The organism is Corallococcus macrosporus (genome assembly GCF_017302985.1).
In the GTDB taxonomy this organism is placed as follows: domain Bacteria; phylum Myxococcota; class Myxococcia; order Myxococcales; family Myxococcaceae; genus Corallococcus; species Corallococcus macrosporus_A.
In genome coordinates this window covers 579,343-602,260 of the sequence record NZ_JAFIMU010000007.1, presented here as the reverse complement: position 1 = coordinate 602,260, position 22,918 = coordinate 579,343, and the positions used below count along the sequence as shown (strand labels likewise).

General features: G+C 69.0%; 20 protein-coding genes and 1 pseudogene. 6 read left to right on the top strand and 15 right to left on the bottom strand.

Annotation, left to right across the window (positions count from 1 at the left end; genetic code table 11):
* The first annotated feature begins 48 nt into the window (after nucleotides 1–48).
* Nucleotides 49–951, top strand: coding sequence for an NAD(P)H-binding protein (locus JYK02_RS14725; RefSeq protein WP_207051553.1), 903 nt, complete (start codon nucleotides 49–51; stop codon nucleotides 949–951).
* On the opposite strand, the gene JYK02_RS14720 is transcribed toward JYK02_RS14725, so the two are convergent.
* From JYK02_RS14720 to JYK02_RS40905, 6 genes and pseudogenes are all read right to left on the bottom strand, one after another.
* Nucleotides 926–1,864 carry a DUF808 domain-containing protein gene (locus JYK02_RS14720; protein ID WP_207051552.1) on the bottom strand — a complete coding sequence of 313 codons (939 nt, stop codon included), beginning with the start codon at nucleotides 1,862–1,864 and terminating at the stop codon, nucleotides 926–928. The genes JYK02_RS14725 and JYK02_RS14720 overlap by 26 nt on opposite strands.
* A 92-nt stretch (nucleotides 1,865–1,956) precedes the next feature.
* Nucleotides 1,957–8,046 carry an ATP-binding protein gene (locus tag JYK02_RS14715; RefSeq protein WP_431603480.1) on the bottom strand — a complete coding sequence of 2,030 codons (6,090 nt, stop codon included), beginning with the start codon at nucleotides 8,044–8,046 and terminating at the stop codon, nucleotides 1,957–1,959.
* Nucleotides 8,047–8,180: 134 nt separating this feature from the next.
* Nucleotides 8,181–8,585: a DoxX family protein gene (locus tag JYK02_RS14710; RefSeq protein WP_207051551.1), complete on the bottom strand. Its 405-nt coding sequence runs from the start codon at nucleotides 8,583–8,585 to the stop codon at nucleotides 8,181–8,183.
* A gap of 93 nt (nucleotides 8,586–8,678) precedes the next feature.
* Nucleotides 8,679–9,713 carry a Gfo/Idh/MocA family protein gene (locus JYK02_RS14705; protein ID WP_347402499.1) on the bottom strand — a complete coding sequence of 345 codons (1,035 nt, stop codon included), beginning with the start codon at nucleotides 9,711–9,713 and terminating at the stop codon, nucleotides 8,679–8,681.
* Nucleotides 9,714–9,723: 10 nt separating this feature from the next.
* Nucleotides 9,724–9,957: an ADP-ribosylglycohydrolase family protein gene (locus tag JYK02_RS39645; protein ID WP_242588749.1), complete on the bottom strand. Its 234-nt coding sequence runs from the start codon at nucleotides 9,955–9,957 to the stop codon at nucleotides 9,724–9,726.
* Nucleotides 9,955–10,117: pseudogene (locus JYK02_RS40905) on the bottom strand (ADP-ribosylglycohydrolase family protein); the annotation flags it as partial. The pseudogene JYK02_RS40905 and the gene JYK02_RS39645, both read right to left, overlap by 3 nt.
* 236 nt (nucleotides 10,118–10,353) lie before the next feature.
* Between JYK02_RS40905 and JYK02_RS14695 the strand changes: the two are divergent.
* Complete coding sequence (locus JYK02_RS14695) at nucleotides 10,354–10,716, top strand: cytochrome c oxidase assembly factor Coa1 family protein (RefSeq protein WP_207051549.1); 363 nt, start codon at nucleotides 10,354–10,356, stop codon at nucleotides 10,714–10,716.
* A 66-nt stretch (nucleotides 10,717–10,782) separates the two neighbouring features.
* Here the strand turns inward: JYK02_RS14695 and JYK02_RS14690 are convergent, their stop codons facing one another.
* From JYK02_RS14690 to JYK02_RS14675, 4 genes are all read right to left on the bottom strand, one after another.
* A complete protein-coding gene (locus JYK02_RS14690) occupies nucleotides 10,783–11,211 on the bottom strand; it encodes a tellurite resistance TerB family protein (protein WP_207051548.1) in 429 nt (142 codons plus the stop codon).
* A gap of 114 nt (nucleotides 11,212–11,325) precedes the next feature.
* Complete coding sequence (locus JYK02_RS14685) at nucleotides 11,326–11,889, bottom strand: redoxin family protein (RefSeq protein ID WP_207051547.1); 564 nt, start codon at nucleotides 11,887–11,889, stop codon at nucleotides 11,326–11,328.
* Complete coding sequence (locus JYK02_RS14680; protein ID WP_207051546.1) at nucleotides 11,889–12,476, bottom strand: protoglobin domain-containing protein; 588 nt, start codon at nucleotides 12,474–12,476, stop codon at nucleotides 11,889–11,891. The genes JYK02_RS14685 and JYK02_RS14680 overlap by 1 nt, the downstream gene beginning before the upstream one ends.
* A 94-nt stretch (nucleotides 12,477–12,570) precedes the next feature.
* On the bottom strand, nucleotides 12,571–13,230 hold the full coding sequence (locus JYK02_RS14675) for a MarR family winged helix-turn-helix transcriptional regulator (RefSeq protein ID WP_207051545.1): 660 nt from the start codon (nucleotides 13,228–13,230) through the stop codon (nucleotides 12,571–12,573).
* Nucleotides 13,231–13,347: 117 nt separating this feature from the next.
* On the opposite strand from JYK02_RS14675, the gene JYK02_RS14670 reads away from it, so the two are divergent.
* Nucleotides 13,348–14,712 (top strand): hypothetical protein, encoded by a 1,365-nt coding sequence (locus JYK02_RS14670; protein ID WP_207051544.1) that lies wholly within the window; start codon nucleotides 13,348–13,350, stop codon nucleotides 14,710–14,712.
* 24 nt (nucleotides 14,713–14,736) lie between these two features.
* On the opposite strand, the gene JYK02_RS14665 is transcribed toward JYK02_RS14670, so the two are convergent.
* A complete protein-coding gene (locus tag JYK02_RS14665; protein WP_242588748.1) occupies nucleotides 14,737–15,375 on the bottom strand; it encodes a glutathione S-transferase family protein in 639 nt (212 codons plus the stop codon).
* A gap of 181 nt (nucleotides 15,376–15,556) precedes the next feature.
* Here JYK02_RS14665 and JYK02_RS14660 point away from each other — a divergent pair, with 181 nt between their 5' ends.
* A complete protein-coding gene (locus JYK02_RS14660) occupies nucleotides 15,557–15,697 on the top strand; it encodes a hypothetical protein (protein ID WP_207051543.1) in 141 nt (46 codons plus the stop codon).
* Nucleotides 15,698–15,784: 87 nt separating this feature from the next.
* The gene (locus JYK02_RS14655; protein ID WP_207051542.1) at nucleotides 15,785–16,261 is read left to right on the top strand and encodes a hypothetical protein; all 477 of its coding nucleotides are present in this window, start codon (nucleotides 15,785–15,787) and stop codon (nucleotides 16,259–16,261) included.
* 89 nt (nucleotides 16,262–16,350) lie between these two features.
* Here the strand turns inward: JYK02_RS14655 and JYK02_RS14650 are convergent, their stop codons facing one another.
* From JYK02_RS14650 to JYK02_RS14640, 3 genes are all read right to left on the bottom strand, one after another.
* Nucleotides 16,351–17,106 (bottom strand): DUF5953 family protein, encoded by a 756-nt coding sequence (locus JYK02_RS14650; protein WP_207051541.1) that lies wholly within the window; start codon nucleotides 17,104–17,106, stop codon nucleotides 16,351–16,353.
* Nucleotides 17,103–17,699 carry a DUF6310 domain-containing protein gene (locus JYK02_RS14645; protein ID WP_347402498.1) on the bottom strand — a complete coding sequence of 199 codons (597 nt, stop codon included), beginning with the start codon at nucleotides 17,697–17,699 and terminating at the stop codon, nucleotides 17,103–17,105. The genes JYK02_RS14650 and JYK02_RS14645 overlap by 4 nt, the downstream gene beginning before the upstream one ends.
* A 473-nt stretch (nucleotides 17,700–18,172) precedes the next feature.
* Complete coding sequence (locus tag JYK02_RS14640; RefSeq protein ID WP_207051540.1) at nucleotides 18,173–19,027, bottom strand: hypothetical protein; 855 nt, start codon at nucleotides 19,025–19,027, stop codon at nucleotides 18,173–18,175.
* 272 nt (nucleotides 19,028–19,299) lie between these two features.
* Here JYK02_RS14640 and JYK02_RS14635 point away from each other — a divergent pair, with 272 nt between their 5' ends.
* Nucleotides 19,300–20,517, top strand: coding sequence for an RICIN domain-containing protein (locus JYK02_RS14635; RefSeq protein WP_207051539.1), 1,218 nt, complete (start codon nucleotides 19,300–19,302; stop codon nucleotides 20,515–20,517).
* Nucleotides 20,518–20,538: 21 nt separating this feature from the next.
* Here the strand turns inward: JYK02_RS14635 and JYK02_RS14630 are convergent, their stop codons facing one another.
* A complete protein-coding gene (locus JYK02_RS14630) occupies nucleotides 20,539–22,431 on the bottom strand; it encodes a PKD domain-containing protein (RefSeq protein WP_242588747.1) in 1,893 nt (630 codons plus the stop codon).
* Nucleotides 22,432–22,918: the final 487 nt, after the last annotated feature.

Below are 22,918 nucleotides of genomic sequence, written 5' to 3'. Positions count from 1 at the left end.
AGTCAAGGCACTGCGAATCACCGCAGCCGTTCAAGAAAGACGGAAGCCATGATGAGAATCGCACTGGTCGGAGCCACGGGACCCGTCGCGGGCCGTGCCCTGGAGCAGGTCGTTCAGTCAGGAGCGCAGGCAGTCGCGCTGGTCCGCCACCCGGAGAAGCTGCCGGAGCCGCTGCGCTCGCGGGTCCAGGTGGAGCAGGGGACCCTGGAAGATGGCGCCTTCGTGGTCCGCGCGACCCGTGGTGCCGACGCCCTGCTCTGGCTGACGCCGACGACCTACGGCGTGCAGGACTTCAGGGCCTACACCCTGGACCTGGCGCGGAACGCGGCGCGGGCCCTCCAGGAGAACCGCATCCCGCGCGTGGTCTTCGTGTCCAGCCACGGCGCGGACCGTCCGGACCTGGGCCAGGTCACCTTCGCGGGCGAGGTGGAAAAGCTGCTGGAAGCCGCCGCGCCGCACACAGTGTCGCTGCGGTGCGCGGGCTTCATGGAGAACCTGCTCGCGTCGGTGGACACGCTGAAGGGCGGGCAGCTCTTCACCCTGCTGCCTCCCGACAAGCAGTACCCGCTGGTGGCTACGCGCGATGTCGGGGACGTGGCCGCCCGCTGGCTGCTGGATGCCTCCTGGAGCGGCCATCACGTCCGGGGCGTGCACGGCCCCCAGGACCTGAGCGCGAACGAGCTGGCGGACATCCTGGGGCGCGTGCTCGGCGGGCCCCTGCGGTGCCAGCGGGTTCCGGCTGAAACCCTCCGGCACAACTTCATGATGCGCGGCATGAGCCCCTCCGTCGCCGAGGCCTACGCCCAGATGTTCCGGGGCTTCGGCCAGCCGGACTACCGGCCCTCCGAGCCTCGCACCGCGGAGACGACGACGCCCACGACGCTCGAAGCGTTCGCGCGCGAGCGCCTGGCCCCCAGGATCCGCGCTACTTCTTCGCGCCCCGGCCCTTGAACAGCTTCTGGCCCAGGGTGAAGAGCAGCACCAGCACGAGGCCGGCGCCCAGGCCCACCGCGGCGTTGAGCAGCATGGGGGCAAGCCCGCCCAGGATGCTCCCCACGCCGGGCACGCGGCCGGCCCAGGCGGTGAAGGACTCCTCCGCGTGGTGCAGGCTGGAGACGCCGTGCACGAGGATGCCGCCGCCCACCAGGAACATGGCCGCCGTGCCCGCCACGGACAGGAACTTCATCAGCAACGGCGCCGCGCGGAGGATGCCCCCGCCCAGTGCCTTCGCGAAGCCGCCCTTGCGGCTGAGGTAGAGCCCCGCGTCGTCCAGCTTCACGATGCCCGCCACCAGCCCGTACACGCCCACCGTCATGATGAGGGCGATGCCCACCATCACCGTGACGCGGGTGGTGAAGTCCGCCGTCGCCACCGTGCCCAGCGTGATGGCGATGATCTCCGCGGAGAGGATGAAGTCCGTGCGCACCGCGCCCTTGATCTTGTCCTTCTCCAGCGCCACCGGGTCCACGTTCGGGTTCGCCAGCGCCTCGCGCAGCTCGGCGTGGTGCGCTTCGTCCTCCTCCTTGCTGTGGAGGAACTTGTGCGCCAGCTTCTCGAAGCCCTCGAAGCAGAGGAAGGCGCCGCCCACCATCAGGAGCGGCGTCACCAGCCAGGGCGCCACCGCGCTGATGGCCAGCGCCGCCGGCACCAGGATGGCCTTGTTGACCAGCGAGCCCTTCGCGACCGCCCAGACCACCGGCAGCTCGCGGTCCGCGTTCACGCCCGTCACCTGCTGCGCGTTGAGCGCCAGGTCGTCTCCCAGCACGCCCGCCGTCTTCTTCGCCGCCACCTTCGTCAGGATGGAGACGTCATCCAGGATGGTCGCGATGTCGTCGATGAGCGCAATCAGGCTGCTGCCGGCCATGGAGGTCTTCCGGGATGAAGGAGGGTGAGGTGCTGCCTACGGGCCTGCGGGATTAGCACAGCTCAGGGGGGCCGTGCTCCAGCGACCGGAGGTCACCCTCCCGAAGCCGCGTCCAGCGGCAGCACCGTGGTGAAGGTGGCACCCCCGCCCTCCGTGGGCTCCAGGTGCAGGCGGCCCCCGTGGGCCTCCGCGATGTGGCGGGCCATCCAGAGGCCCAGCCCGAAGCCGCCGTGGTGGTTCGCGGGGACCGCGCGCTCGAAGCGCCTGAAGACCCGCTCCTGGTCCTCCAGGCCCACCCCTTCGCCATGGTCCCGGACCGCCAGGCTCACCCCGTCCGCCGCGTGGGCCACGCGCACCTCCACGGGCTTGCCCTTCCCGAACTTGAGGGCGTTGTCCACCAGGCTGTCGAGCAGCTGCTCCAGCCTCGCGCGGTCGAAGCGTCCCACCACCGGCTGGGGCGCCTCCAGGGTGAGGACGCAGTCCGCGCGCAGGGCCTTCTCCCGGGACCGCTCCACGACGCTGGTCGCGAGCCGCGCCAGGTCGACCTCCTCGCGGGAGAGGTCCAGCGGCCCGGTGACGAACTCCGACACGTCCACCAGCTGCTCCACCAGGCGCGCCAGGCGCTGGAGGTGCTTCTCCGTCGTCCGCGCCTTGCCCCGGGTGGCTTCCGGCGCCGCGTCCGCGGCCGGGCCGTCCAGGCTGCGCACCAGGGACTGGATGTTGAGCGACAGCGCACTCACCGGCGTGCGCAGCTCGTGGCTGACCAGCCGCAGGAACTCGTCCCGCGTCCGCAGCGACTCGCGCAGCGCGTCCCGCTCCACCTCGTTGCGGACCACCTCCCGGCGCACGCGGGCCATCTCCAGTTGGGTGCGCACCCGCACCTGGAGTTCGCGCGCGGAGAAGGGCTTCACCAGGTAGTCATCCGCGCCGCTGCCCAGGCCTTCCACCGTGGCCTCGTCGCCCGCGCGCGCGGACAGCAGGATGATGGGGATGGCGCGGGTGCGCTCGTCGGCGCGCAGCGCGCGCACCAGGCCAAAGCCATCCAGCACCGGCATCATCACGTCGGAGAGGATGAGGTCCGGCGGCCGGGCGCGCGCCTGCTCCAGCGCGTCCTGTCCGTTGCGCGCCGTCTCCACGTAGGGGAAGGCCTGCTTGAGCAGCCCCATGACGTAGGTGCGCAGGTCGGCGTTGTCGTCCACCAGGAGGATGCGGGAGCGCGCGAGCTCCGGGGAGACCTCCGCCGCCAGGGACTCGGAAGCGGCCTCCGTGTCCGGAGCGATGACGTCCGTGGACCAGCGGCGCGCCTCCTCGACGAAGGGCGCGGCGGCCGAGGACAGCGGGAGCGGCGCGGACGTGCGCTCGACGCGCTCCGCGGGCAGGTGGGCCGTTCCCCCGGGCAGCCGCACCGTGAACGTGGTGCCCTGGCCCAGCTGGCTCGTCACCGTGACGGCGCCTCCGTGCAGCTTCATCAGCTCCTGCACCAGCGCGAGTCCGATGCCCGTCCCCTCGTGGCTGCGGCCCTGGGTGACGCGGACGCGGTAGAAGCGCTCGAAGACGCGCGGGAGCTCCTCCTCGGGGATGCCCACCCCCGTGTCCTGGACGCGCAACACCGCCTGCGCGTCCTCCCACCGCAGGCTCACGCGAATGTCCCCGTGGTAGGTGTACTTCACCGCGTTGGAGAGCAGGTTGAGGACAACCTTCTCCCACATCTCCGGGTCCACGTAGACGGGCTCGGGCAAAGGAGGGCAGTCCACCACCAGCCGCAGGCCCGCGCTCTCCACGGCGGACTGGAAGGCGCTCGCGAGGCTGGTGCTGAAGGCGGCCAGGTCCATGGGCTTGTAGCTGGCCTGGGCCCGTCCCGCCTCCATCCGGGAGAAGTCGAGCAGCGTGTTGACCAGCTTGTAGAGCCGCAAGGCATTGCGGCGCACCAGCTCCAGTGGCTCGCCCTCCAGTGTCTTCGTCGTCCTCGCCAGCGCGTCCTCGATGGGGCCGAGGATGAGCGTGAGCGGCGTGCGGAACTCGTGGCTCACGTTGCTGAAGAACGCCGTCTTCGCCGCGTCCAGCCGGGACAGCTCCTCGGCCCGCTGCTTCTCCTGCTCATACGCGCGGGCGCTGGAGATGCCGGCGGCCAGCTGCCGCGCCAGCAGTTGCAGGAAGCCGCGGTACTCGTCGTCCAGCGCGCGCAGGGGGCTCAGGCCCGCCACGAGCACCGCCATGGCGTCCGCGTCCGCGCCCACGGGCACCGGGAGGACGAGCGCGCGCGTCGTGGGCTCCGGCCAGGGCCCGCCGGGAAGCGGCCCGAAGCGCTTCGCCAGGTCCTCCATCAGGACCTCCTGCCGCGCGCCCGTGACGGTCGCGAGGGGCCAGGAGGCCGTGTCGCCCACGGCCAGCGTCACCGGCGCGGCGGCCGTCCCGCGCTCCAGGCCCGCGCAGCTGACCAGCCGCGCCTGGTCTCCCTTCACGAGGTAGAGCAGCGCGAAGGGCAGGTCGTGCGCCGCCTGCGCGAGCACGTCCTCCAGCGAGCGGAAGATGCCCTCCACCGTCTTGTCCAGCGCCGTGCGGATGGACAGCTCGCGGAGGATGGCCAGCCGGCGGTCGCCCACCACCTGCCGCGTCGTCTCGCTGGCGATGGCGAACATGCCCGCGATTTCCCCCGACTCGCCGATGGTCGGGTTGTAGGACCAGGTGAAGTAGGACTCCTCCCGCAGGCCGCCGGGCCGGCGCGCGAAGTTGACGTTCCCGTCCTCGATGTAGATGGGCTCGCCCGTGTCCTGGGCGCGCTGGATCAACGGGCCCAGTTGCCCCCACTCCTCGACGAGCGCCTCGCTGCCGCGCGCGCCCAGCGTCTGGGGATGCTTCGCCCCCAGGATGGGCCGGAACGGGTCGTTGTAGAGCATCCGCAGCTCGGGGCCCCAGAAGAGGATGATGGGGTAGGGCGAGCGCAGCATCGTGCTGACGGACGTGCGCAGCGACTGCGGCCATTGCGCGAGCGGGCCCAGCGAGTTGGTGGACCAGTCATGGGCCCGCATCATCGCGCCCATGTCGCCGCCCTGCTGGATGAAGGGCTCCTCCGTGGCCGGCCGCGTGGACGGCGTGGGCTCCGGGGCGAGAGCGCGCGGGACGGGCGCGACGGCGGCGGCCAGGACCCGCGGCTCGCGCGGAAGGATGAGGTGGAAGGTGGTGCCCTGGCCGGGCTCGCTCTCCACCCGGATGTATCCGCCGTGGCTCTCCACGATGCCCTTCGTGATGGAGAGGCCCAGGCCATGACCGTCGCGCCGCCGCTGCGTCGCGTGCCAGTAGCGGTCGAAGAGGTGCGGCTGCACGCTGGCGGGGATGCCCGGGCCGGTGTCCGCCACGCGGAAGTGCAGGTCGTCCGTGCCGGGCTCGCGCTCCACGCGCAGGTGGAGGCTGCCTCCGGCGGGGGTGAACTTCAGCGCGTTGGACACGAGGTTGCCGAGCGCCTGGACGATGCGCTCCCGGTCGCACCCCAGGGTGAGCCCGGGCTCCTGCTCCACGACGAGCTTCAGGCCCTTCTCCGTGGCCTGGGGCTCGAAGAGCTCGCGGACATCGCGCAGCAGCGCCTCCACCGGCTGCGGGTGGACCTCGATGGCGAGCGTGCCCGCGTCGATGCTCGCCAGGTCGAGCAGGTCCTCGATGAGCCGGTTCATCCGGTCCACCGAGCGGCGGATGGCGTCCGCCTGCTTGCGCGCGCGGGCGGTCGCCTCGGATTCGGGTGGCAGCCGCTGGAGCAGCTCCGTGGCGGCGCGGATGGCGGTCAGGGGCGAGCGCAGGTCGTGGCTGACGACGGCGAGCGTCTCCTCGCGCAGGCGCGTGGCGCGGCGGGACTCCTCCAGCAGCCGCTGGGCCTCCGCCGTGTGCTCGCGCTCCGCGGTCAGGGCGTCCTGCCGCAGCCGTGCGACGGTGAGCTGCGCGTTGACGCGCGCGAGCAGCTCGTTCGCGGAGAAGGGCTTGACGAGGTAGTCGTCCGCGCCGCTGTCGAGCCCCTCGATGGTGGCCTCCTCGCCCGCGCGCGCGGACAGCAGGAGGATGGGGATGGCGCGCGTGCGCTCGTCCGCGCGCAGCGCCTGGACCAGTTGCAGGCCATTGAGCCCCGGCATCATCACGTCGGAGAGGATGAGGTCGGGCGCATGGGCACGCGCGGCGGCGAGCGCGGCGCTCCCTTCGTTCACCGCCTCCACGCTCCACCGGGGCTCCAGGAGCCGGGTGAGGTAGGCGCGCATGTCCGCGTTGTCGTCCACCACCAGGATGCGGGCGTCCGCGCGGACGGTGGACCGCGGCGCGGCGGGCGCGGCCTCGTTCCACTGGGACAGCTCCGCGAGGAACGCACCGGGGCCCATGCCGGTGGGCGGGAGCACGGGCTCCCGCGCGTCCGGCTTCCGGGGCAGGTGCGCGGTGCCGGTGGGCAGCAGGACGTGGAAGGTGCTCCCCTGGCCGAGCGTGCTGGTCACCGTCACGCGTCCCCCGTGCAGCTGCACCAGCTCCTTCACCAGCGCCAGGCCGATGCCGGTGCCCTCGTGGCTTCGCCCCCGGGCGCCCTCCACGCGGTGGAAGCGCTCGAAGACGCGCAGCCGCTCCTCCTCCGGGATGCCAATGCCCGTGTCCTGCACGGTGAACTCCACCTGCGCGCCCAGCCACTTCAGCGCGAGGCGGATCTCCCCCTGGAGCGTGTACTTGAACGCGTTGGAGAGCAGGTTGAGGACGACCTTCTCCCAGAGGGAGGGGTCCACGTAGACGGGCTCGGGCAGCGGCGGGCAGTCCACGCGCAGCGTGAGCCCGGCGGCGGTCGCGGCGGAGTCGAAGTTGCTCGCCAGGTCCACGGTGAGCGCGGAGAGGTCCGTCGGGACGAAGGACACCTGGGCGCGCCCCGCCTCCAGGCGGGCGAAGTCGAGCAGCGTGTTGACCAGCTTCTGCAGGCGCAGCCCGTTGCGGCGCACCACCTCCTGGCGCTCGCGCTGCGCGGGAGGCAGCGGCTGCCGGCCATCCGCGAGGCCGTCCTCGATGGGGCCCAGCATCAGCGTCAGCGGCGTGCGGAACTCGTGGCTCACGTTGCTGAAGAACGCGGTCTTCGCGCGGTCCAGCTCCGCCAGCGCCTCCGCCCGCTGCTTCTCTTCCTCGTAGGCGCGGGCGTTGCCGAGCGCCGTCGCGAGGTGGTCCGCCACCAGCCCCAGGAACCCGCGGTAGTCGTCGTCCGGGGCGCGCCGCGCGCTCACGCCCGCCACCAGGAAGCCGTAGGGGTGCTCGGCGCCGGCCCGCGCGATGGGGAAGAGCCAGGCCGTGCGGGGAGACTCCGGCCACCTGCCGCCGGGCAGCGGCCCGAAGCGCGCCTGCACGTCCGTGACGAGCTTCGGCCCCCGGGCGCCGGCCGCCTCCGCGAAGGGCCACGCGGCGCCGGCCGGGTCCGTGCCGAAGAGCGCGGCGGGCGTGGTGGTGTCCTGCCCCCAGCCCGTCGTCGCCACCAGCTCCAGGCCCTGGCCCGCGTCGCCCTGGCGGTACAGCAGGGCGAAGGGGATGTCGAAGCCGTTGGTCTCCAGCGCGGCCGCGGCTTCACGCCAGGCGTCCTGCTCGCGCTTCACCGCCCCGGTCCGCGCCGCCAGGTCCCGCAGCGTCCGCAGCCGCCGCTCGCCCAGCACCCTGCCGGTCGTCTCGGTGAGGGTGACCAGCACGCCCCCGACGCCGCCGCTCTCATCCCGGATGGGGCTGTAGGAATAGGTGAAGTAGCACTCCTCGAGGTAGCCATTGCGGTCCAGCGGCAGCATCCAGTCCTCGGAGCCGACCGCCGTGCCCTGCCTCACGCCCTCGAACATCGGGCCGATGATGTGCCAGCTCTCCGCGAACGTGCTCTGCGCACTGTGGCCCATGGCCGCCGGGTGCTTCGTCGCGCCCAGCACCGGCCGGTAGCCGTCGTTGTAGAACTGGACCATCCGCGGCCCCCACGCGATGTACATGGGGAAGCGCGACTCGAGCAGGATGCTCACCGCCGTGCGCAGCGACTGGGGCCACGTCCCGGGCGCGCCCACGGGCGTCCGCGTCCAGTCGATGGAGCGCATGAGGGCGCCCATCTCGCCTCCGCCCTCGAGCACCGCCGCGGCCTCGCGGCGGTGGACGTCCGACGTCTCGGGGTCGCTGGGGGCGGTCGCGCTCGTGCGGGTCGAGGAGCTCATCAGCCGCGTTCGTTAACACACGGCCCCTGGGGGCTGGCGGGGTGTGTCGGACGAAGGTTGGCCCCTCGACGTGGGCCCTGGAGGGCGGCCGTCCAGCCCTCCGGCCGGGGACGCGGCGTGCGGTGTCGCACGCACTACGTGCGCGGCGTCCCCCGGCGCGCGGCGTCAACGCTCCAGATGCCGGAGCCGCGCGCGGCGATGTAGAAGAAGACGAAGCAGTAGAGCGCCGCGAGCTCGCCCTGGTTCGCGATGGGGATGAGGTTGCCGCCGTTGGGCACCACGTGCCCGAGGAAGAAGGCGACCGCCATCGTGCCGCTGGCGATGAACGCCGCGAGGCCGGTGAACAGCCCCAGCGCGATGAGCAAGCCGCCCAGGAACTCGATGCCTCCCGCGCCGTAGACGACGAAGGCGGGTGCCCCCGCGGGCACCCCGCCAAACAGTCCGAAGAGCTTCTGCAGACCGTGCTGCATGAACATCAGCCCCGACATGATCCGGAGCAGTGCGTAGATGCGTTCAGCGTGGGGCCGCAGGAAACCCATGACGTCCTCCGAGCGTAGAGTCGCACGCAGTGTATGGCGGCTCCGCTCGGGTCGCTACCCGAGGCACGGGCGGGGGGATGGGGAAGCCCGGCGTCAGGACGTCAACAACTGGGCCCGCGCGGCGTCGATGGTCTCGAGCAGGGCGACGCTGTGCTCCAGCGGGTGCAGCGGGGACTCGGTGCGTCCTTCGGAGATGTGCAGCGCGACCGCGGCCGCCTGCCAGGCCAGACCTTCGCTGCCGTGGAGACCGGACGCGTCGGTCCAGCGCAGCCGCTGATCCGACCGCGCGGCCTTCAGCGTGAAGCCGCCGGGCGTGAAGAAGCGCGAGTCAATCTGGAGCAGCGCGTGCGTTCCCGCAATGACCGCCTCCTGGGGCGTCTCCGCGAAGAGGGTGGTGTGCAGCAGCGCCTGGGCACCCTGGGGGTAGGTGAGGACGAGGGCCGCCTGTCCATCCACCCCCGTCTGGGCAAGCGACCCCGTGGCGTGCACGTGCGGGGGAGGGCCCAGCACTAGGTGCGCGAGCCAGATGGGATAGATGCCGATGTCGAGCAGGGCGCCCCCGCCGAGCGCGGGGTTGAAGACGCGGCCTTCGGGGTCGAAGTCGAAGCGGCCCCCGAAGTCCGCCGCGACGAGCCGGATGTCCCCGAGCACGCCGTCGCGCAGCAGCCGTTCGATGAGCAGCGTCTGGGGAAGGAAGCGGGACCACAGGGCCTCCATCGCGAAGACGTTCGCGGCGCGAGCGGCCCGCGCGATGTCGCGAGCCTCCGCGGCGTTGAGCGCGAGCGGCTTCTCCACGAGGACGTGCTTGCCGGCGGCGATGGCGAGCAGGGCCTGACGCTTGTGCTCGCTGTGGGGAGACGCCACGTAGACGATGTCGACGTCCGGGTCCGCGACGAGCTGCTCGTAGGACCCGTGGACACGCGCGATGCCGTATTGCGAGGCGAAGCGTGCGGCGCGCTCGGGGTCGCGCGAGGCGACCGCCTGGACGCGCTGGTCGGTGTGCCGATGCAGCGCCCAGACGAAGCCCCCCGCGATCCGCCCGGGCGCGAGCACGCCCCAGCGCAGCACGGGCCCTCCGCGCAAGGGAGTGGCATCGGCGGGAGGCAGGTCGGTCGGGAAGGCGCTCACGGCCCCGAATCTAGCGTCGGCGCAGCGGCTCCCGGGCGGAAAGCCAGGGCGAGGGAATGGAATCGTGCCCGGCGCTCAGGGCGACGATTCCTCCCACCATGGCGCACGTGGTGTCCCGGTCCCCGAAGCCGGCCACCGTGCACCAGAGGGCCTCCTCGAAGGAGTCCAGGTGTCTGGCCGCGCACCACACGGCGAAGGGCACGGTGTCCCAGCTTCCACAGGATGTCGTGCGCGGTGGCGCCATAGCCGCGGTTCTTGTCGCGGCGGTAGCGCTTCGCCAGGAGGTTCGCGAACCCGTCCGGGTCCACGTGCCCGTGGTCCTCCAGCACCTGGACCAGGGCCAGCGGCATCTCGGTGTCGTCGGTGTATGTCCATGGCGCGCGGGGCAGGAGCCGCTGCTCCACCCGCGCTCGTGCGGGCCGAAGAACCGCTCGCCAAAGGCATCCCCGACCGACACCCCGTCCAGCGAAACGAGGGCGCGGGCCATTCGCTCCGGGGCGTCCATGGGCTTGCGTGGAATGTCAGTCATGTGATGCCTCCCAGGGACGCCGCGTCGCCCATCCGTTTTTGCCGGTTTCGATAGGCATTTAGGATGCTCCTCGCCACGTCGTCACGCCCCCCAGAGGGCCAGGAGCCAGCAATGTCGCCGACGCTGAAGTGGGTGCTCGGAGCGCTCGTGGGACTTCCGTTGATGTGCTGCGGCTGCGGAGGCATGTGGTTGCGGAGTCAGTTTCCCCATGAGGAGGCCCTGGCTCGCGTGGTGAACCACCGTCAGGTGGTCCAGTCGCTGGGCTCGCCCGTGAGCGGCGCCTTCTTCTTCTCTGGCAGGACCCAGTCTCACGGCGATGACGCGGTCGCCGAACTGAAGATTCCGCTCTCCGGAAGCAAGCAGGACGGCGTGCTGCATGTGAAGGCCGTTCAGACCAGCAAGGTCTGGGGCTTCAGCCGCCTTCGCGTGGTGGCCAACGACGGCAAGGTCATCAACGTGCTGAGCGAATTCTGAGACGGGTCAATTTCCGGTGGTGCTTCCGGTGCGGGGGCCATCTCCCGCACCGGGCCTCCGCCCGTCTCAGAGCAGCTTCGACATGATCTGCTGCTCGCGCTGCTCCAGCTTGATGGAGTCGAGCGTCCAGCCGATGAGCTCGTCGGCGGCCGCCACGTCGAAACCGAAGGCGCTGGCGGCGTCCTTCACGGCCTTGCGCTCCTCGTTGGCGATTTCGCCGTCGGCACAGGCCACCTCGACGAGCATGCGCAGCAGGGAGACGCGCAGCTCACGGACTTCAATCTTGCGGACGATGTCCGTGAGGTTGCCGGGCTTCTTGAACTCCGCTTCGATGACCGCGGCGACCTGCTCATCCCGGGGTGACAGCCCCATGCCCCGCACCACGTCATCGAGCTGCTGCCGCTCGTCCTCGGTGACGCGGCCATCGCTGGCCGCCACGTTGGCCATGGCCTGGACGAACGCCAGGAGCTGCTCCTCGGGATACTCGCGCGACATATCGTCTCCAGGTGGGACAGGGCTGCTGGGGAACCCACGTTAATGGGCGCCCACGCGGAGCGAAAACGGATTTCGTCCAGGCGCGACGGCCCGTGACGCCGCCGCCCTGCTCCCTCAGCGGGAGGGCGCGGCGCAGCCGCTCGCGTCACAGGCCGCGGCGGGAAGAACCTCGGTGGCAGGGCGCTGCACACCGGACACCGGGCCCGCCTGGGCCTCGAGCAGCAGGGTCTGCAGCTCGGCGCCCAGCAGCAGGTCGTCGTGAACACCGAAGAGCTGCCGGCGAAGGCGTCCCTGCGCGTCGATGAGGACCGTCGTCGGCGTCCCCCGCATGGCGTACGCGTCCATGGTCTGCGGGATGGGATTCCCGCCTTCGCCCGGTGCGTCCACGCCCACCGGGAACTTCACGCGGTATTCGTGGAGGAACGCCCGGAGGGATTCGAGCTTCATGGCCTCGTGGTGTTCGAAGACCGTGTGCAGCCCGACCACGGCGAGCGGCGCGCCCGCGAAGAGCTCCGCGACACGCTGGGCCTGCGGGATGCCCCGGGCGACGCAGCCGGGGCAGAGCATCTGGAAGGCGTGGAGGAGGATGACCTTGCCGCGGAGCCGCTCGAGGGTGAGCGGCTCCGGGGTGTTGAGCCACGTGGTCGTCCGCCACGCGGGTGCGAGGCGCGGTGTCATCAGAAGTCCCCGTCCTTGACGTACGGGTGGGCCCAGAGCGTCACCTGCAGCAGGCAGGACTTCACCCACGCGGCATACATCTTCTCGACGTCCTCCGCGGAGTGGCCCTGCTCCGCCAGGAAGGGGCGCAGGGTGAAGGTGACCGGGAAGATGAGCGCGAACAGGTTGCGGAACGGCACGAGGTCCGTCGAAGGTGCGCCGTCCGTCTTGTTCTTCTTCACCCGGTGGTGCCGCAGGCCAATCTCGTGCTGGTAGTCGAGCCAGGCCTGGTCGTACCGGGCGCTGGCCGTATCGAGGATCCACTGGCCGAAGCGCTTGCGGACCGGGGTGAGGTAGTCGCCCAGGGGCTTGCCGTCCGTCTTTCCACTGAACGACGCGAGCAGGTGCGGCTGGCTCCCGACGAATCCATACCAGACGTCGAGGATGGCCTCGACGCGCCCCTTCACGATGTCATGCGACATGCGGAGGTACTTCACGTCCTCTTCGCCGAACAGGACGCTGGCCTTCATCTGCTCGAAGTCGCCGAGTGACACCGGCGAGCGTGAGACAACCGGGGTGCCATGGGTGTAGCCGGGGATGGAGTTCATCGCTGCTTCTCCTTCGTGGAGCAAGGCTCCGCTGTCGCCGTCGGCCGGAAGGGCCGCGGAATCTGTCTTCACTCGTGCTTGAGGCGAGGTGGCGTCAGTCGCGACGCAGGAACTGCTCCCAGACCTCTCGCCGCACCGGCTCCGGCGCGCGTTCGTGTTCCGGGCAGTCGAGCCGCAACTGCTCACTGGAGATGGGTGCGTCCACGAAGGCGCAGTGATGCGGCGACGGGCCGGTGCGCACGTTGGGACGGAAGTGCTTGCAGGTCACGCACATGCCGGTGACCGGCACGAGCCCCTGCTCCTGAAGCATCCGGATCATCTTCACGATGCCGGAGAAGAACGCGCGCTGTTCGTCCGGGGAGAGGTCCGCGACCGCGTCCGCCATGAACTCGGGCCACGACCGCGCGCGGGCACCGAGCGTCGCGCCCTGCGCGGTGGGCGTCAGGAGGCTGGCACGCGGGTGCCTCGGGTCCGGGGACTTGGTCACGAGCGCCTTCTCGACGAGGACGCGGACGGAATCACTGATGGTGGGGAGCGTCACGCCAAGGCGCTCGCTCAGCTCCGAGCCGGTGAGGGGGCCCTGCGCGACCAGCGCGGCGAGGATCTGCCCCTGCGTGGCGGACAGGCCCGCCCCGTTCGCCTGCTGCCACGACTGCTGCTTCATCGCGAGCCCGAGCTTGTGCAGCCCGGTCGCGATGCGCGCGGACAGCGACTCGCTGTTCGCGTCGAAGTACCCCGGTAGCTTCCCAGTCATGCGTCTAGATCTAAGTTAGGACTCCTAAGTAGTCAAGCCCGCCTGGTCAGGGAGCCCGTGGCTCCGCGTCGGGTTTCACCGTGTAGCGTTCGGGTCACAGCCTGAGGGAATCGCTCCATGTCCGTGTCGCTGCGTGTGGTTGTCCCCGTCGTCCTCCTGATGACCGGTGTGTTCGCATGCGGAGCGCCTCCCGCTCCGGCGCCGCTGCACACCGACGGCGTCAACCTCGTCCTGGGGGATGCGAGCTTCCAGGCGCGCTTCGGCCGGCTTCCGACGGCGCAGGACGACGAAGACCTCCGCATCCGGGTGCATCTCGAATACGTGCTGACGTTGCTGCGGCAGCGGCGCACGGACGGACTCTCCGCCTCGGTGCTCGCCGCCAGGACACGCCAGCTCGAGCGGCTGGAGGCCTACGTCCGTGCGGGGCGGTTCCCGCGGAACGACGGCCATCCCGATGCCCGGCGCCCCACCTTCATCGACTCGCGGGGACGTATCTGCGCGGTGGGATACCTGCTGGAGCAGGACCTCGGCCGGTCCGCCGCCGAAGCCATCGCCGCCGGGTACAAGTACGCCTTCATCCGGGAGATGAACTCACCGCTGCTGGCGCGGTGGGCAGCCACCACGGGGCTCACCCGGGAGGAACTGGAGCTGATCCAGCCCTCCTATACCGACGATCGTGAGGACGAGTACGGACCGCGCTTCTCCATGCTGGAGCATGCCGAGGGTCGAAGGGAATCGAGCGTCGCATCCAGCCTGCTGTTCGATGGCAAGGGGGATGGGATCCCCGTGCGGCTCGACGTCTCCTTCGCCGACTTCTCCTACCTCTTGTTCTCCCGCTCTCCTGAGACCCGCCTGGGGTGGTACGCGGACGTCTCCGGGACCAAGAACATGGGCGGTGCCAGGTCGGCCTCGGCGCTGAGCAACCTCGACGTGGGACTGTTCTGGACACGCTCCACCGGGGGCGCGCACGAAGGCACACGCACCCGGTTCGTGCTCAAGGGAGGGCTGGTCCTTCCCACCGGGGACGAGGACGAGGTGGGCGCGAGCCTCAACGAGAGCGTGGCGGCACAGCGCCCGGTCCAGGCCGTGCTGTTCCAGCCAGGAGCCCTGGGTGGAAGGCTGGGTGCATCCCTTCTGGGCAGGCTCTTCTGCATCCGCTGCTCGTTCCGGTTGGACGCGGGAGTGGATGGGTATCACTCCTTCGGCAGGGGCTTTCAGCTCTCCCCACGATGGGGCGCGGGGGTCGCCTACAGCCTGACCGGGTTCAACGCCACGCTCGAGGTGGCGGGAACCCGGTACAGAGAGCGCGCCTCGCGGAGCAGGTTCCATCACTCCGCCGCGGCCTCGCTCCGGTACATACCGGACCCGGTCCACGTGAACAGTCCGCCATTCGCCTTCCAGCCTGGCGTGTCCATCACGGTGCCCCTGGAGGGGCGGGTGGCCCGGGCATTCGTGGGCGCCGACCTGACCTGGCGGCTTTGACGCTGCCTGGGCGTGACGTGAGCCCTACGGCGCCTGGGTGACGTCGGTGATGCGCAGGTGGCGGGGCTGGGCCCGCACCCGCTCGAACCAGGCGCGGATGGCGGGGTAGCGGCCCAGGTCGAAGCGGCCCTCCTCCGCCACGTGCGTGTACGCATACAGCGAGATGTCCGCGAGGCTGTAGTTCTGGCCCGCGAAGAAGGGCCGCTTGCTCAATTCACCCTCCATGACGTCGAGCGCGGCGTAGCCCTTCTGGATGCGCTCCTCCAGCTCCTTCTCCTTGCCGGCGGGGACGCCGAAGAAGGCGAGCCACGCCCGGGCCACGGCGACGTAGGGCTCGTGGCTGTACTGCTCGAAGAACATCCACTGGAGCATCCGCGCCCGCTCCAGCCGGTCGGTGGGGATGAAGGGCGTGCCCTCGGCGAAGTACCAGAGGATGGCATTGGACTCGGCGAGGAAGACCCCGGGCTCCAGCTCCACGGTGGGCGTCTTGGCAATGGGGTTCATCGCCTTGAACTCCGGCGTGCGCGCCTGTCCCGCGGAGAGGTCCACCTCCCGCGTCTCGAAGGGAATCGCGAGCTGATGCAGCAGCAGACGGACCTTGTAGCAATTGCCGGAAGGGTGGAACTGGTAGAGCTTGATCATGGGCGGGTAGTCTATTCCCATGAGAGCCCTCGCGCTGACCGCGCTTCTGGTGGGGAGCGCTGCCTGCAGGACGGTCCGGCGTGGTGGGCCGGCTCGGAGCCGGCGCGTGCGTTGCTGGAGCGTTCGCGCAAGCAGTTCGCGGCCCTGGCGTTGCCCCTGAGGCGCGAAGCGGAGAACAGCGCACGCGCACAATCACAACTTCATGTTCGACCGCGTGCCGGGAGACCGGTTGTGGACCACGCCGGAGACCGTGAACGTCGTGGGCGCCTGGGTGACCAATGGCCTGGAGACAGGCCGCTACACCGCCGAGGACTTCACCCGCCTCTCCGCGTGGGAGGGCTGAGACAGCGCCATCCATGCAAGGCTTGCCGGTCTGTGACGGCCGTACGTCTGCTTCGGGGTTGGCATCCCGGTTGCTCATGGGCTGCGCATGCGAACGAAACAGATGATGTCCTTGGCGGCAGTGGTGTTCACGCTCACGGGCTGCTTCTTCCCGAACAGCAATGGGGCGAGTGGGAGCGGCAGCTCCGCGAACCAGGCCCGCTTCGTCCAGATGTTCAACTGCACGCACGTCAACGATGCCTTTGGTCCTCCGAGTGGCCGCGCGTTCAACGTCTTCACCCGCGTGGACAACGGCGCGTGGGTCGCCCGTGGAGGCCTGAACCCCCAGCCCGGTGAATGGACGGATTGCCACGATGCCGCCCACGAGGCCTCGTCATTGACGTTGGATCTCGCGGATCCGCCGGGCAAGTGGGAGGTCCTAGCGATCCTCCTGCCGAGGAGCGATGAGCCGTCGTGCGACAGCTCGGCCCCGGACGTGCCGAACGCTTGCAGGTCCTTCTCGAACTTCTTCCAGACCAACGTGGCGGCCGACAAGCACCAGCTCAACCTCACGGACGGCCTCTGAGCCGTGCGATGGACAGCGGATCTGCGGAAGTGTACGTCGAGCCGCTGTCCTGATGTGCCGGATGCGGGGCTCGGAGCGGCGTGCTTGGGTCAAGGCGCCGCGCGCCCGCCGATCTCCGGAAAGCGCTCATAGGTCCGCTTGAGCGTGTCCAAGTGAGCGGAGTTGTCCAGATCGAGCGGCGCGTCGGTGAGCTGCACGCCCCAGCCACCGGATGCCGTGCGCCGCGCCCGTGAAAGAAGCTCAGCGTCACGGGTCGGGTCCGGGAATCCGATAGCCTTCGCGGCAGCGGCGGACCAGTAGTTCAGCCACCCGAGGTAATAGGGAATCTCAGGCGAGCGGATGTGCTCGAAGAGCTTGAGGGCTGGCAGGCTCCGGCGCGGGGCCGGCGGCCCTTGCAGAGTGGGGGCAGTCTGATAGCTGATATCCAGCGCAGCCCCCTCTGGCGTTGCATGCCCCCAGAATGCACGCACGCCGTCGGCGACAGCTTCAATTACATTGGCCGCTACTGTGATCACGGCCGGAACCAGTGGCAACTCCGCTTGGACATCAAGTAACGGCTGGCGGGCTGGCGATTGGGCGGCTGGGGTCAGCAGCCCGCTGATCATCACCGGGAACCTTTCGTCGCCATTGCATACCAAAGGAAACTCCCTCCGGGTCGTTGCCTTGGCAAGCCATTCGTCGCGCCGTGGCAATATTGCAATTTTTCGCGCCTCAGTAACCCCCGACTCAAGGCGCAATCCAGGTAGCGCACGTTCCAAGCCATGGACGGCAGCGATTGTACGCTCGTCTTTATCTACAAGCTCGGACGCATAGGCGTTGAGAATGAGCGAGCTTCGGGTAGTCATCTCTTGCATCCCGTAACAACGATTTTGAAAGTCCGGTTTCGTTGCTGGAGCGCATCTTTGTGTGCTTGAGTGCTTACGCCAATGACGAATTCATATCCACAGGCTTGCGCTATCCTGCGCTCTTCGAGCAGTTGCTTGAGCTCCTTCTCGATTTCCGTCCTCTGGATAAAGGAACTGTATGTGTCAAACCGATGGGTCTTGATCTCCCACAGCACGCGCACGCCAACTTGCAGCGCATCGAAGCGCACACCGCCAACGAGCACGTCCATCCCGGGATAACGGTTGGGTGGGAATTCGTCGGCACATTCATTGTGTGGGTCGTCCTCGCCCGCGTGGGGCACTGGAACAGGTTCGCAACTGGCACGTCCTGTCCGGTCCACGGGCACAGGCGGCACTGTAGGCTGCCAGTCCTGCCCCGTTGGCTCGGGCTTCAGCTTGGGGTTGCGTTGGGCTTCGGCCTCCTGGGAGGCCACCTTCGTTCCTCGTGAAGTTCCTGCTTCCTCGGGATAGGCGTGGCGGAGTTCATATGCGTCCAGCGCTTCCTGGATGGCGACGCCGACCACCACCACGCCAAGCGCGATCACGGCTCCCACGGCAATCTCAGGAGCCGCCAGCACGCAGAACCCGATTCCCACGGCAGCGGCGTCAGCGGACGCGACCGTGCATCTTCCCGTGGTGTCGTGGAACTCGAGCCGGTCATGGTCGAGGGTCCGCTAGCACTTCTCCACCAGCAAGGGCCAAGGCTGCGAAGCCTCACGGACGACGCACCGTCCCCCGTCAGTCCACGGCAGCCCCGCCGCACGCTGGAGATTGACCACCCTCGGGTTCCGGGACGCGCGCTCTGCCGGGCCCGGTGCCGACGTGGCGCAAGCCGAGAGGAAGAGCAGGAGTGCGGCGCAGGCGCGGAGTCGCATGGTCACGTCCTTTCAGGCGAGCCAGCGAGCTGCGGGGTAATCCTGGCCGCATGTGAAGTATGCCAGCATCCAAGAATAACTAGAATATCGAGAATGTGCCGGGACGCGGCAGCTTGGCCCGGAGCACACCAGTGGTCATGAAGTGCCCACGTCTACTTGCTGCTCGCTTCGGCGTACAACACGAATCCATCGACAGGCATGGGGGCATGGGGGACGAGTGTCTCCACGAGAAAGAGGTTGTCGCAGTGCCTGGCGTTCGGCCCGCCAAATACGGTCTTGATTGCCGGCTCTACGCACTCTTCCGCGGGAAGATGCGCACTGCCAGCTTGAGCGAGCCGGCGAATGATGTGCGCGGGATGTATCCGCCACTCATGGCTCTCAGGGTCGATTCGGGTGCCCAGTTGGCCGAGCCATCGCACGAGATCCGCCCGCTGTGACCCCCAAAGCTTGTCGAATTCCGTCAGAGGAGAGTTTGCGTGAGAGCGGTAAAGCCATCCGGTAACACGTGCCTCCGGAATGGCCGACTCCGCCCATGCGGCCACTGCGGATGGATTGATGATACGAAACCGTGTCTGCAAACGCTCCATCGGCGGTTCGCTGTTCCAATAGCGCGTTACATCTTGGCCGACGAAGCCCGAGAGTTCGACGCGTCCGTCTGCATCCACCTCCATCAGGAACTCAGGGGTGCTGTCATAGATGTTGTACTGAAAGGCGGGCACGCCCAATCGCGAGGAGAGGCGTGCGAGCAGCGGCGGGGTGCCCTGCATCAGGAGTTCGAAAGGTGCGGTGCGCAAGACGGTCCATCCACGGGCGCCGTGAAAACCCGCCAGACCCCAGCGCTGTACCTCGTCACCCAGCCCGTACTGCATGCGGTCGTGCCGTTCCCGGGTGCGCGGCTTGGGTGTGGTCAGTCGCCGCCCTCCTTCCACCAACAAGCGTGAGAGCTCTCTCTCTACCCGGGCAACATCCGGACACTGAATGAAGGCCACGTTCAGCCACATTCCCATGGCAGATGAGTCTGCCTCTCGAGGCACTGATGGTCGACTGGAAGTCCGCACCAGGAATCGCGGCAATGGGATGCTCTGGTCGAAGCCGAGGAGGTCCGGGTCGACCGCGGTGGAGTGGGTCTGATGCCCGATGAACACCCCGTCGGGGCGCGCCCGCGTACGTCATGTCCTCGTTCCTGGCGTCAGGGGGGACGAGGACCCTGCGAAAGCTGACTGCCCATGCGTGTGCCGAAGGCGGTGCGCCGCTTGTCGCACGGAGAGTACGATGTGGCATGCCCTCTCCGAAATGGCTCCTGCTGGCCACCCTGGCATTCGCGAGCGTCGCCTCCTCGGCCAGCCCTGCTCCCACCTACAAGACCCAGACCTTGGAGGGGTGGACGGTTCGCATCGATGAACGCCTGCTGGCGGGGGCGAACAAGCCCCTGACGGACAAGGCCCTGGTGCTCCTGGCGGCGCAACTCAAGGAGGTCGTCCGGCTCATTCCCTCGGGCCCCGTGGCTCAGCTGCGCAAGGTGACGCTGTGGATGTCGCCGCCCTATCCCAACGAGCCGGAGGTGGCCTGGTACCACGCGGGCGACTACTTGCTGCGCCAGAACGGTCACAACCTGGCGATGTTGAAGAGCATCGAGTTCGCGAACGTCCTCATCTTCGAGAAGGAATCCAAGCGGATGCCCTTGTTCGTGCTCCACGAGCTCAGCCACGCCTATCATGACCAGGTGCTCGGCTGGGAGCACGCCGCCCTCGCGGCTGCCTATTACCGCGCGAAGGCAAGCAGGAGCTACGACTGCGTGGAGCGCTGGCGCAGTGCCGAGCGGCCCAACACCTTCGAGTCTGCCTATGCCATGACCGACGTGGGGGAGTACTTCGCGGAGAACTCGGAGGCGCTCTTCGGCCGCAACGACTTCTATCCCTTCACACGGGAAGAGCTGGCCCGGCATGACCCGGACATGCTCGTGTTGCTCCAGCAGCTGTGGAAGTTGCCCACGACTCCGGCACCGACCCCGCCCACGGCGCCCACCCCGCCGCCGGGGGCCGCCCCCGTCGATGCCCGCTGCTACTACCGGCTGACGACCCTGTGGCAGGGCGATGGCATGTCGCTGGACATTCTCGGGGACGACAAGGCCAACACGCCCATCCTCGCCAGGACGGGCCGGTACTCGGGGCAGCTGTGGAAGCTGACGCCGGAGGCCGACGGCTTCTACCGGCTGACGACCCAGTGGCGTGGAACCACCCTGTCCCTGGCCAACACCGCCGGCAATCGCCCGCTCCTCGTCAAATCGGCGCCGGTTCCGGAGCAGCGATGGAAGCTGGTCCCGGAGCCCAACGGCAGCTACCGGCTGACGACCCAGGCGCAGGGGGACGCGCTGTCATTGGACATCGTCAATGACAGCCGGGCCAACAACATCCCCATCCTCGGCAAGACAGGCTGCAATGACTCGGGGCAGCTGTGGAAGTTGACCCCCGAGCGCCCTGCCGAGGATTCGCCTTGAGCAAGGAGCCGTGCGCGGCGGTCAGAAGGTGACGACGCCGTAGTCGTTCAGCAGGCCGGCGTTCGGATCGGCCTGCACCACCGTGATGAGCCTGTCGCCCGCCGCGGAGTAGAAGACGAAGCGGCCGAAGCTGTCGTGCGAGGAGCCATTCACCAGGAAGCGCGGCAACGGAATGCTCTGGTCGAAGCCGAGGAAGTCCGGGTGGTAGAGCCGGACCTCCTTCCCCCCCGTGCTACTCCAGGAACTTCCCTGGACCAGCGCGATGCGGTCGGCCGCGGTGGAGTGGGTCAGATGACCGATGAACACCGGGTCGGGGAGCGCGCCCGCGTACGTCATGTCCTCGTTCCTGGCGTCGGAGGCGCGGAAGGTGTTGCCGCAGGCGGTGAAGATGCGGGCTCCGTCCTCGGAGAACCACAGGTTCCCGCACATGGAATAGTCGCCGTGGTAGGGCGAGTCGTAGCGCACCTGCGCGGTGCCGCCGCTGATGTCATACCTTTCGATGTCGTCCGGCGACAGGCCGTTGTTCGCGCCGTAGACGGCCGTCCCGCTGGGATTCAGGCGCGCCCGGGTGCCGGCACGGATTGACCAGAAACTGCTCAGCGTCTCCACACCGGAGGCCAGGTCGATGCAATGGATGGACACCCACTGGTCCGTGCGCGGAAAGACATATGCGAAGCCATTCCCGGCGAGGACGACGTCGAAGACATCGGCGGTGACGGGAACCGTCTTCACCAGCCGCGGCGCGGAGAGGTCGACATAGGAGATGTTCGCGTCATGCCCCACCGCCGCGAACAGGCCGTCCGGTCCCACGCTGACGGCGGTGGGAGTCGAGGGCAGGGCGACCGAGGTCTCCGTCTGCGTGGACGGGTCATAGAGGTAGAGGGCGTTGGGGTTGGTGGCGACCATCACCACCCGGTCGAGCGCCTTGCTGTACTCGGCGTCGATGACGCGATGGCTGAGTTTGTGGACGGAGGGGCGCTGGGCGGTGATGACCACCGCATCCGCGAGGCTCGCGGCCCGGCCGTCCTCCACCACGAGTGACAGCTCGTAGCTGCCTTCGACGTCCAGCGTGAGGGACGGCGTCTGGGTATTGGCCTGCCGCAGGGTGGCGGTGCTGCCCGTGGGCTTGCGGCTGAGTGTCCAGACAAAGGTCAGGGTGTCGTCATTCTCGTCCTGTCCCTTTCCCCGCACGGTCGCGGACGTGCCGACGATGCCCACGCGGTCGGCACCGGCGTCCGCCACCGGCGCCCGGTTCTCTGCCGTCACCTTGACGAGTGCCGGCGCGGAGGCGCGCTTCCCGTCGCTGACGACGAGCCTGACGACGTAGTCGCCGTCCTGGTCGGGGATGAAGGTGGGCTTCATCGCGGTGTCATCCCGCAGCGTGGCGGCGCTGCCCTCGGGCACCGACGCGAAGGACCAGGCGAAGGTGACGGGCTCGCCCGTCGAGGACGAGCTCGCGCTGCCATCCAGCGTCACGGGCTTGCGGCTGAGCACGGCGCGAGACGTGCCCGGGCGCGCGGTAGGTGCGGCGCTCCGCACGGAGAGCGTGAGGAAGGCCGGCTCGGACTCGTGCGTACCGTCGCTGACCACCAGCCTGAGGACGTAGCCGCCCTCCAGGTCAGGGGTGAAGGACGGCTTCGCGGAGGACTGCTGGGAGAGCGCGGCCTTGCTGCCGGACGGGGCGGCGACGACGGTCCACGCATGGCTGAGCGGCTGTCCCTCCGGGTCGCTGCTCGCGCTGCCGTCCAGCTCCACGGCCTGGTCCACCACCCCCTCCTGGGAGGAGCCCGCACGGGCCACCGGGCGCAGATTCTCGGGTGGCGGGGGAGGTGCCGGAGGCGGCGGGGTGGAGCCCCCGCAGGCAATGGACAACACTCCCAGGGACACCAGGAGGAAAGCGGTTCGGACGTGCATGCCTCGGTTCAAGTCTCGTCCCCCTCGAAACGCTGGCGCTCCGGAATGGCGCGCGCGTCATCACGGCGCGGGCTGGAATGAAGTGCCCGCACGTCAGAGGAGACGAGGACCCCGCGAATCAATGCTTTAAAACGCGCGGGTACGACCTGGGGGCCAGCTGAACGTGCAGAAGCTGACTGCCCATGCGTGTGCCGAAGGCGGGAATCGAACCCGCACCGGGCGGTGCGAAACTCCCAACAGAATCGCGCCCTTACCTCGTAACCGCCCGGAACGACTTAGGTTCGATATCCCGCCGCGTCCCCTGGTGTCCCGCCCCGTTCCAGACCATTCCGCAGGCTCATGCGACATACGTGCAACATGGCGGAAGTGGTGAGTGCTGAGGTCTCGTGGCGAGCGTCGAGGCTGGACACTGGTCCGCTACGGGCCGACTCAACGAAAAACTTCACAGCCTTTCAGACGGCCCCTCGCTCAGCACACGGCCGAACGT

What these genes read in the sequence shown, in the direction of transcription:
- JYK02_RS14725 (WP_207051553.1), top strand. Translation starts at nt 49, where the DNA reads ATGATGAGAATCGCACTGGTCGGAGCCACGGGACCCGTCGCGGGCCGT.
- JYK02_RS14720 (WP_207051552.1), bottom strand. Translation starts at nt 1,864, where the DNA reads ATGGCCGGCAGCAGCCTGATTGCGCTCATCGACGACATCGCGACCATC.
- JYK02_RS14715 (WP_431603480.1), bottom strand. Translation starts at nt 8,046, where the DNA reads ATGAGCTCCTCGACCCGCACGAGCGCGACCGCCCCCAGCGACCCCGAG.
- JYK02_RS14710 (WP_207051551.1), bottom strand. Translation starts at nt 8,585, where the DNA reads ATGGGTTTCCTGCGGCCCCACGCTGAACGCATCTACGCACTGCTCCGG.
- JYK02_RS39645 (WP_242588749.1), bottom strand. Translation starts at nt 9,957, where the DNA reads ATGGCGCCACCGCGCACGACATCCTGTGGAAGCTGGGACACCGTGCCC.
- JYK02_RS14695 (WP_207051549.1), top strand. Translation starts at nt 10,354, where the DNA reads ATGTCGCCGACGCTGAAGTGGGTGCTCGGAGCGCTCGTGGGACTTCCG.
- JYK02_RS14690 (WP_207051548.1), bottom strand. Translation starts at nt 11,211, where the DNA reads ATGTCGCGCGAGTATCCCGAGGAGCAGCTCCTGGCGTTCGTCCAGGCC.
- JYK02_RS14685 (WP_207051547.1), bottom strand. Translation starts at nt 11,889, where the DNA reads ATGACACCGCGCCTCGCACCCGCGTGGCGGACGACCACGTGGCTCAAC.
- JYK02_RS14680 (WP_207051546.1), bottom strand. Translation starts at nt 12,476, where the DNA reads ATGAACTCCATCCCCGGCTACACCCATGGCACCCCGGTTGTCTCACGC.
- JYK02_RS14675 (WP_207051545.1), bottom strand. Translation starts at nt 13,230, where the DNA reads ATGACTGGGAAGCTACCGGGGTACTTCGACGCGAACAGCGAGTCGCTG.
- JYK02_RS14670 (WP_207051544.1), top strand. Translation starts at nt 13,348, where the DNA reads ATGTCCGTGTCGCTGCGTGTGGTTGTCCCCGTCGTCCTCCTGATGACC.
- JYK02_RS14665 (WP_242588748.1), bottom strand. Translation starts at nt 15,375, where the DNA reads ATGGGAATAGACTACCCGCCCATGATCAAGCTCTACCAGTTCCACCCT.
- JYK02_RS14660 (WP_207051543.1), top strand. Translation starts at nt 15,557, where the DNA reads ATGTTCGACCGCGTGCCGGGAGACCGGTTGTGGACCACGCCGGAGACC.
- JYK02_RS14655 (WP_207051542.1), top strand. Translation starts at nt 15,785, where the DNA reads ATGCGAACGAAACAGATGATGTCCTTGGCGGCAGTGGTGTTCACGCTC.
- JYK02_RS14650 (WP_207051541.1), bottom strand. Translation starts at nt 17,106, where the DNA reads ATGACTACCCGAAGCTCGCTCATTCTCAACGCCTATGCGTCCGAGCTT.
- JYK02_RS14640 (WP_207051540.1), bottom strand. Translation starts at nt 19,027, where the DNA reads ATGGGAATGTGGCTGAACGTGGCCTTCATTCAGTGTCCGGATGTTGCC.
- JYK02_RS14635 (WP_207051539.1), top strand. Translation starts at nt 19,300, where the DNA reads ATGCCCTCTCCGAAATGGCTCCTGCTGGCCACCCTGGCATTCGCGAGC.
- JYK02_RS14630 (WP_242588747.1), bottom strand. Translation starts at nt 22,431, where the DNA reads ATGCACGTCCGAACCGCTTTCCTCCTGGTGTCCCTGGGAGTGTTGTCC.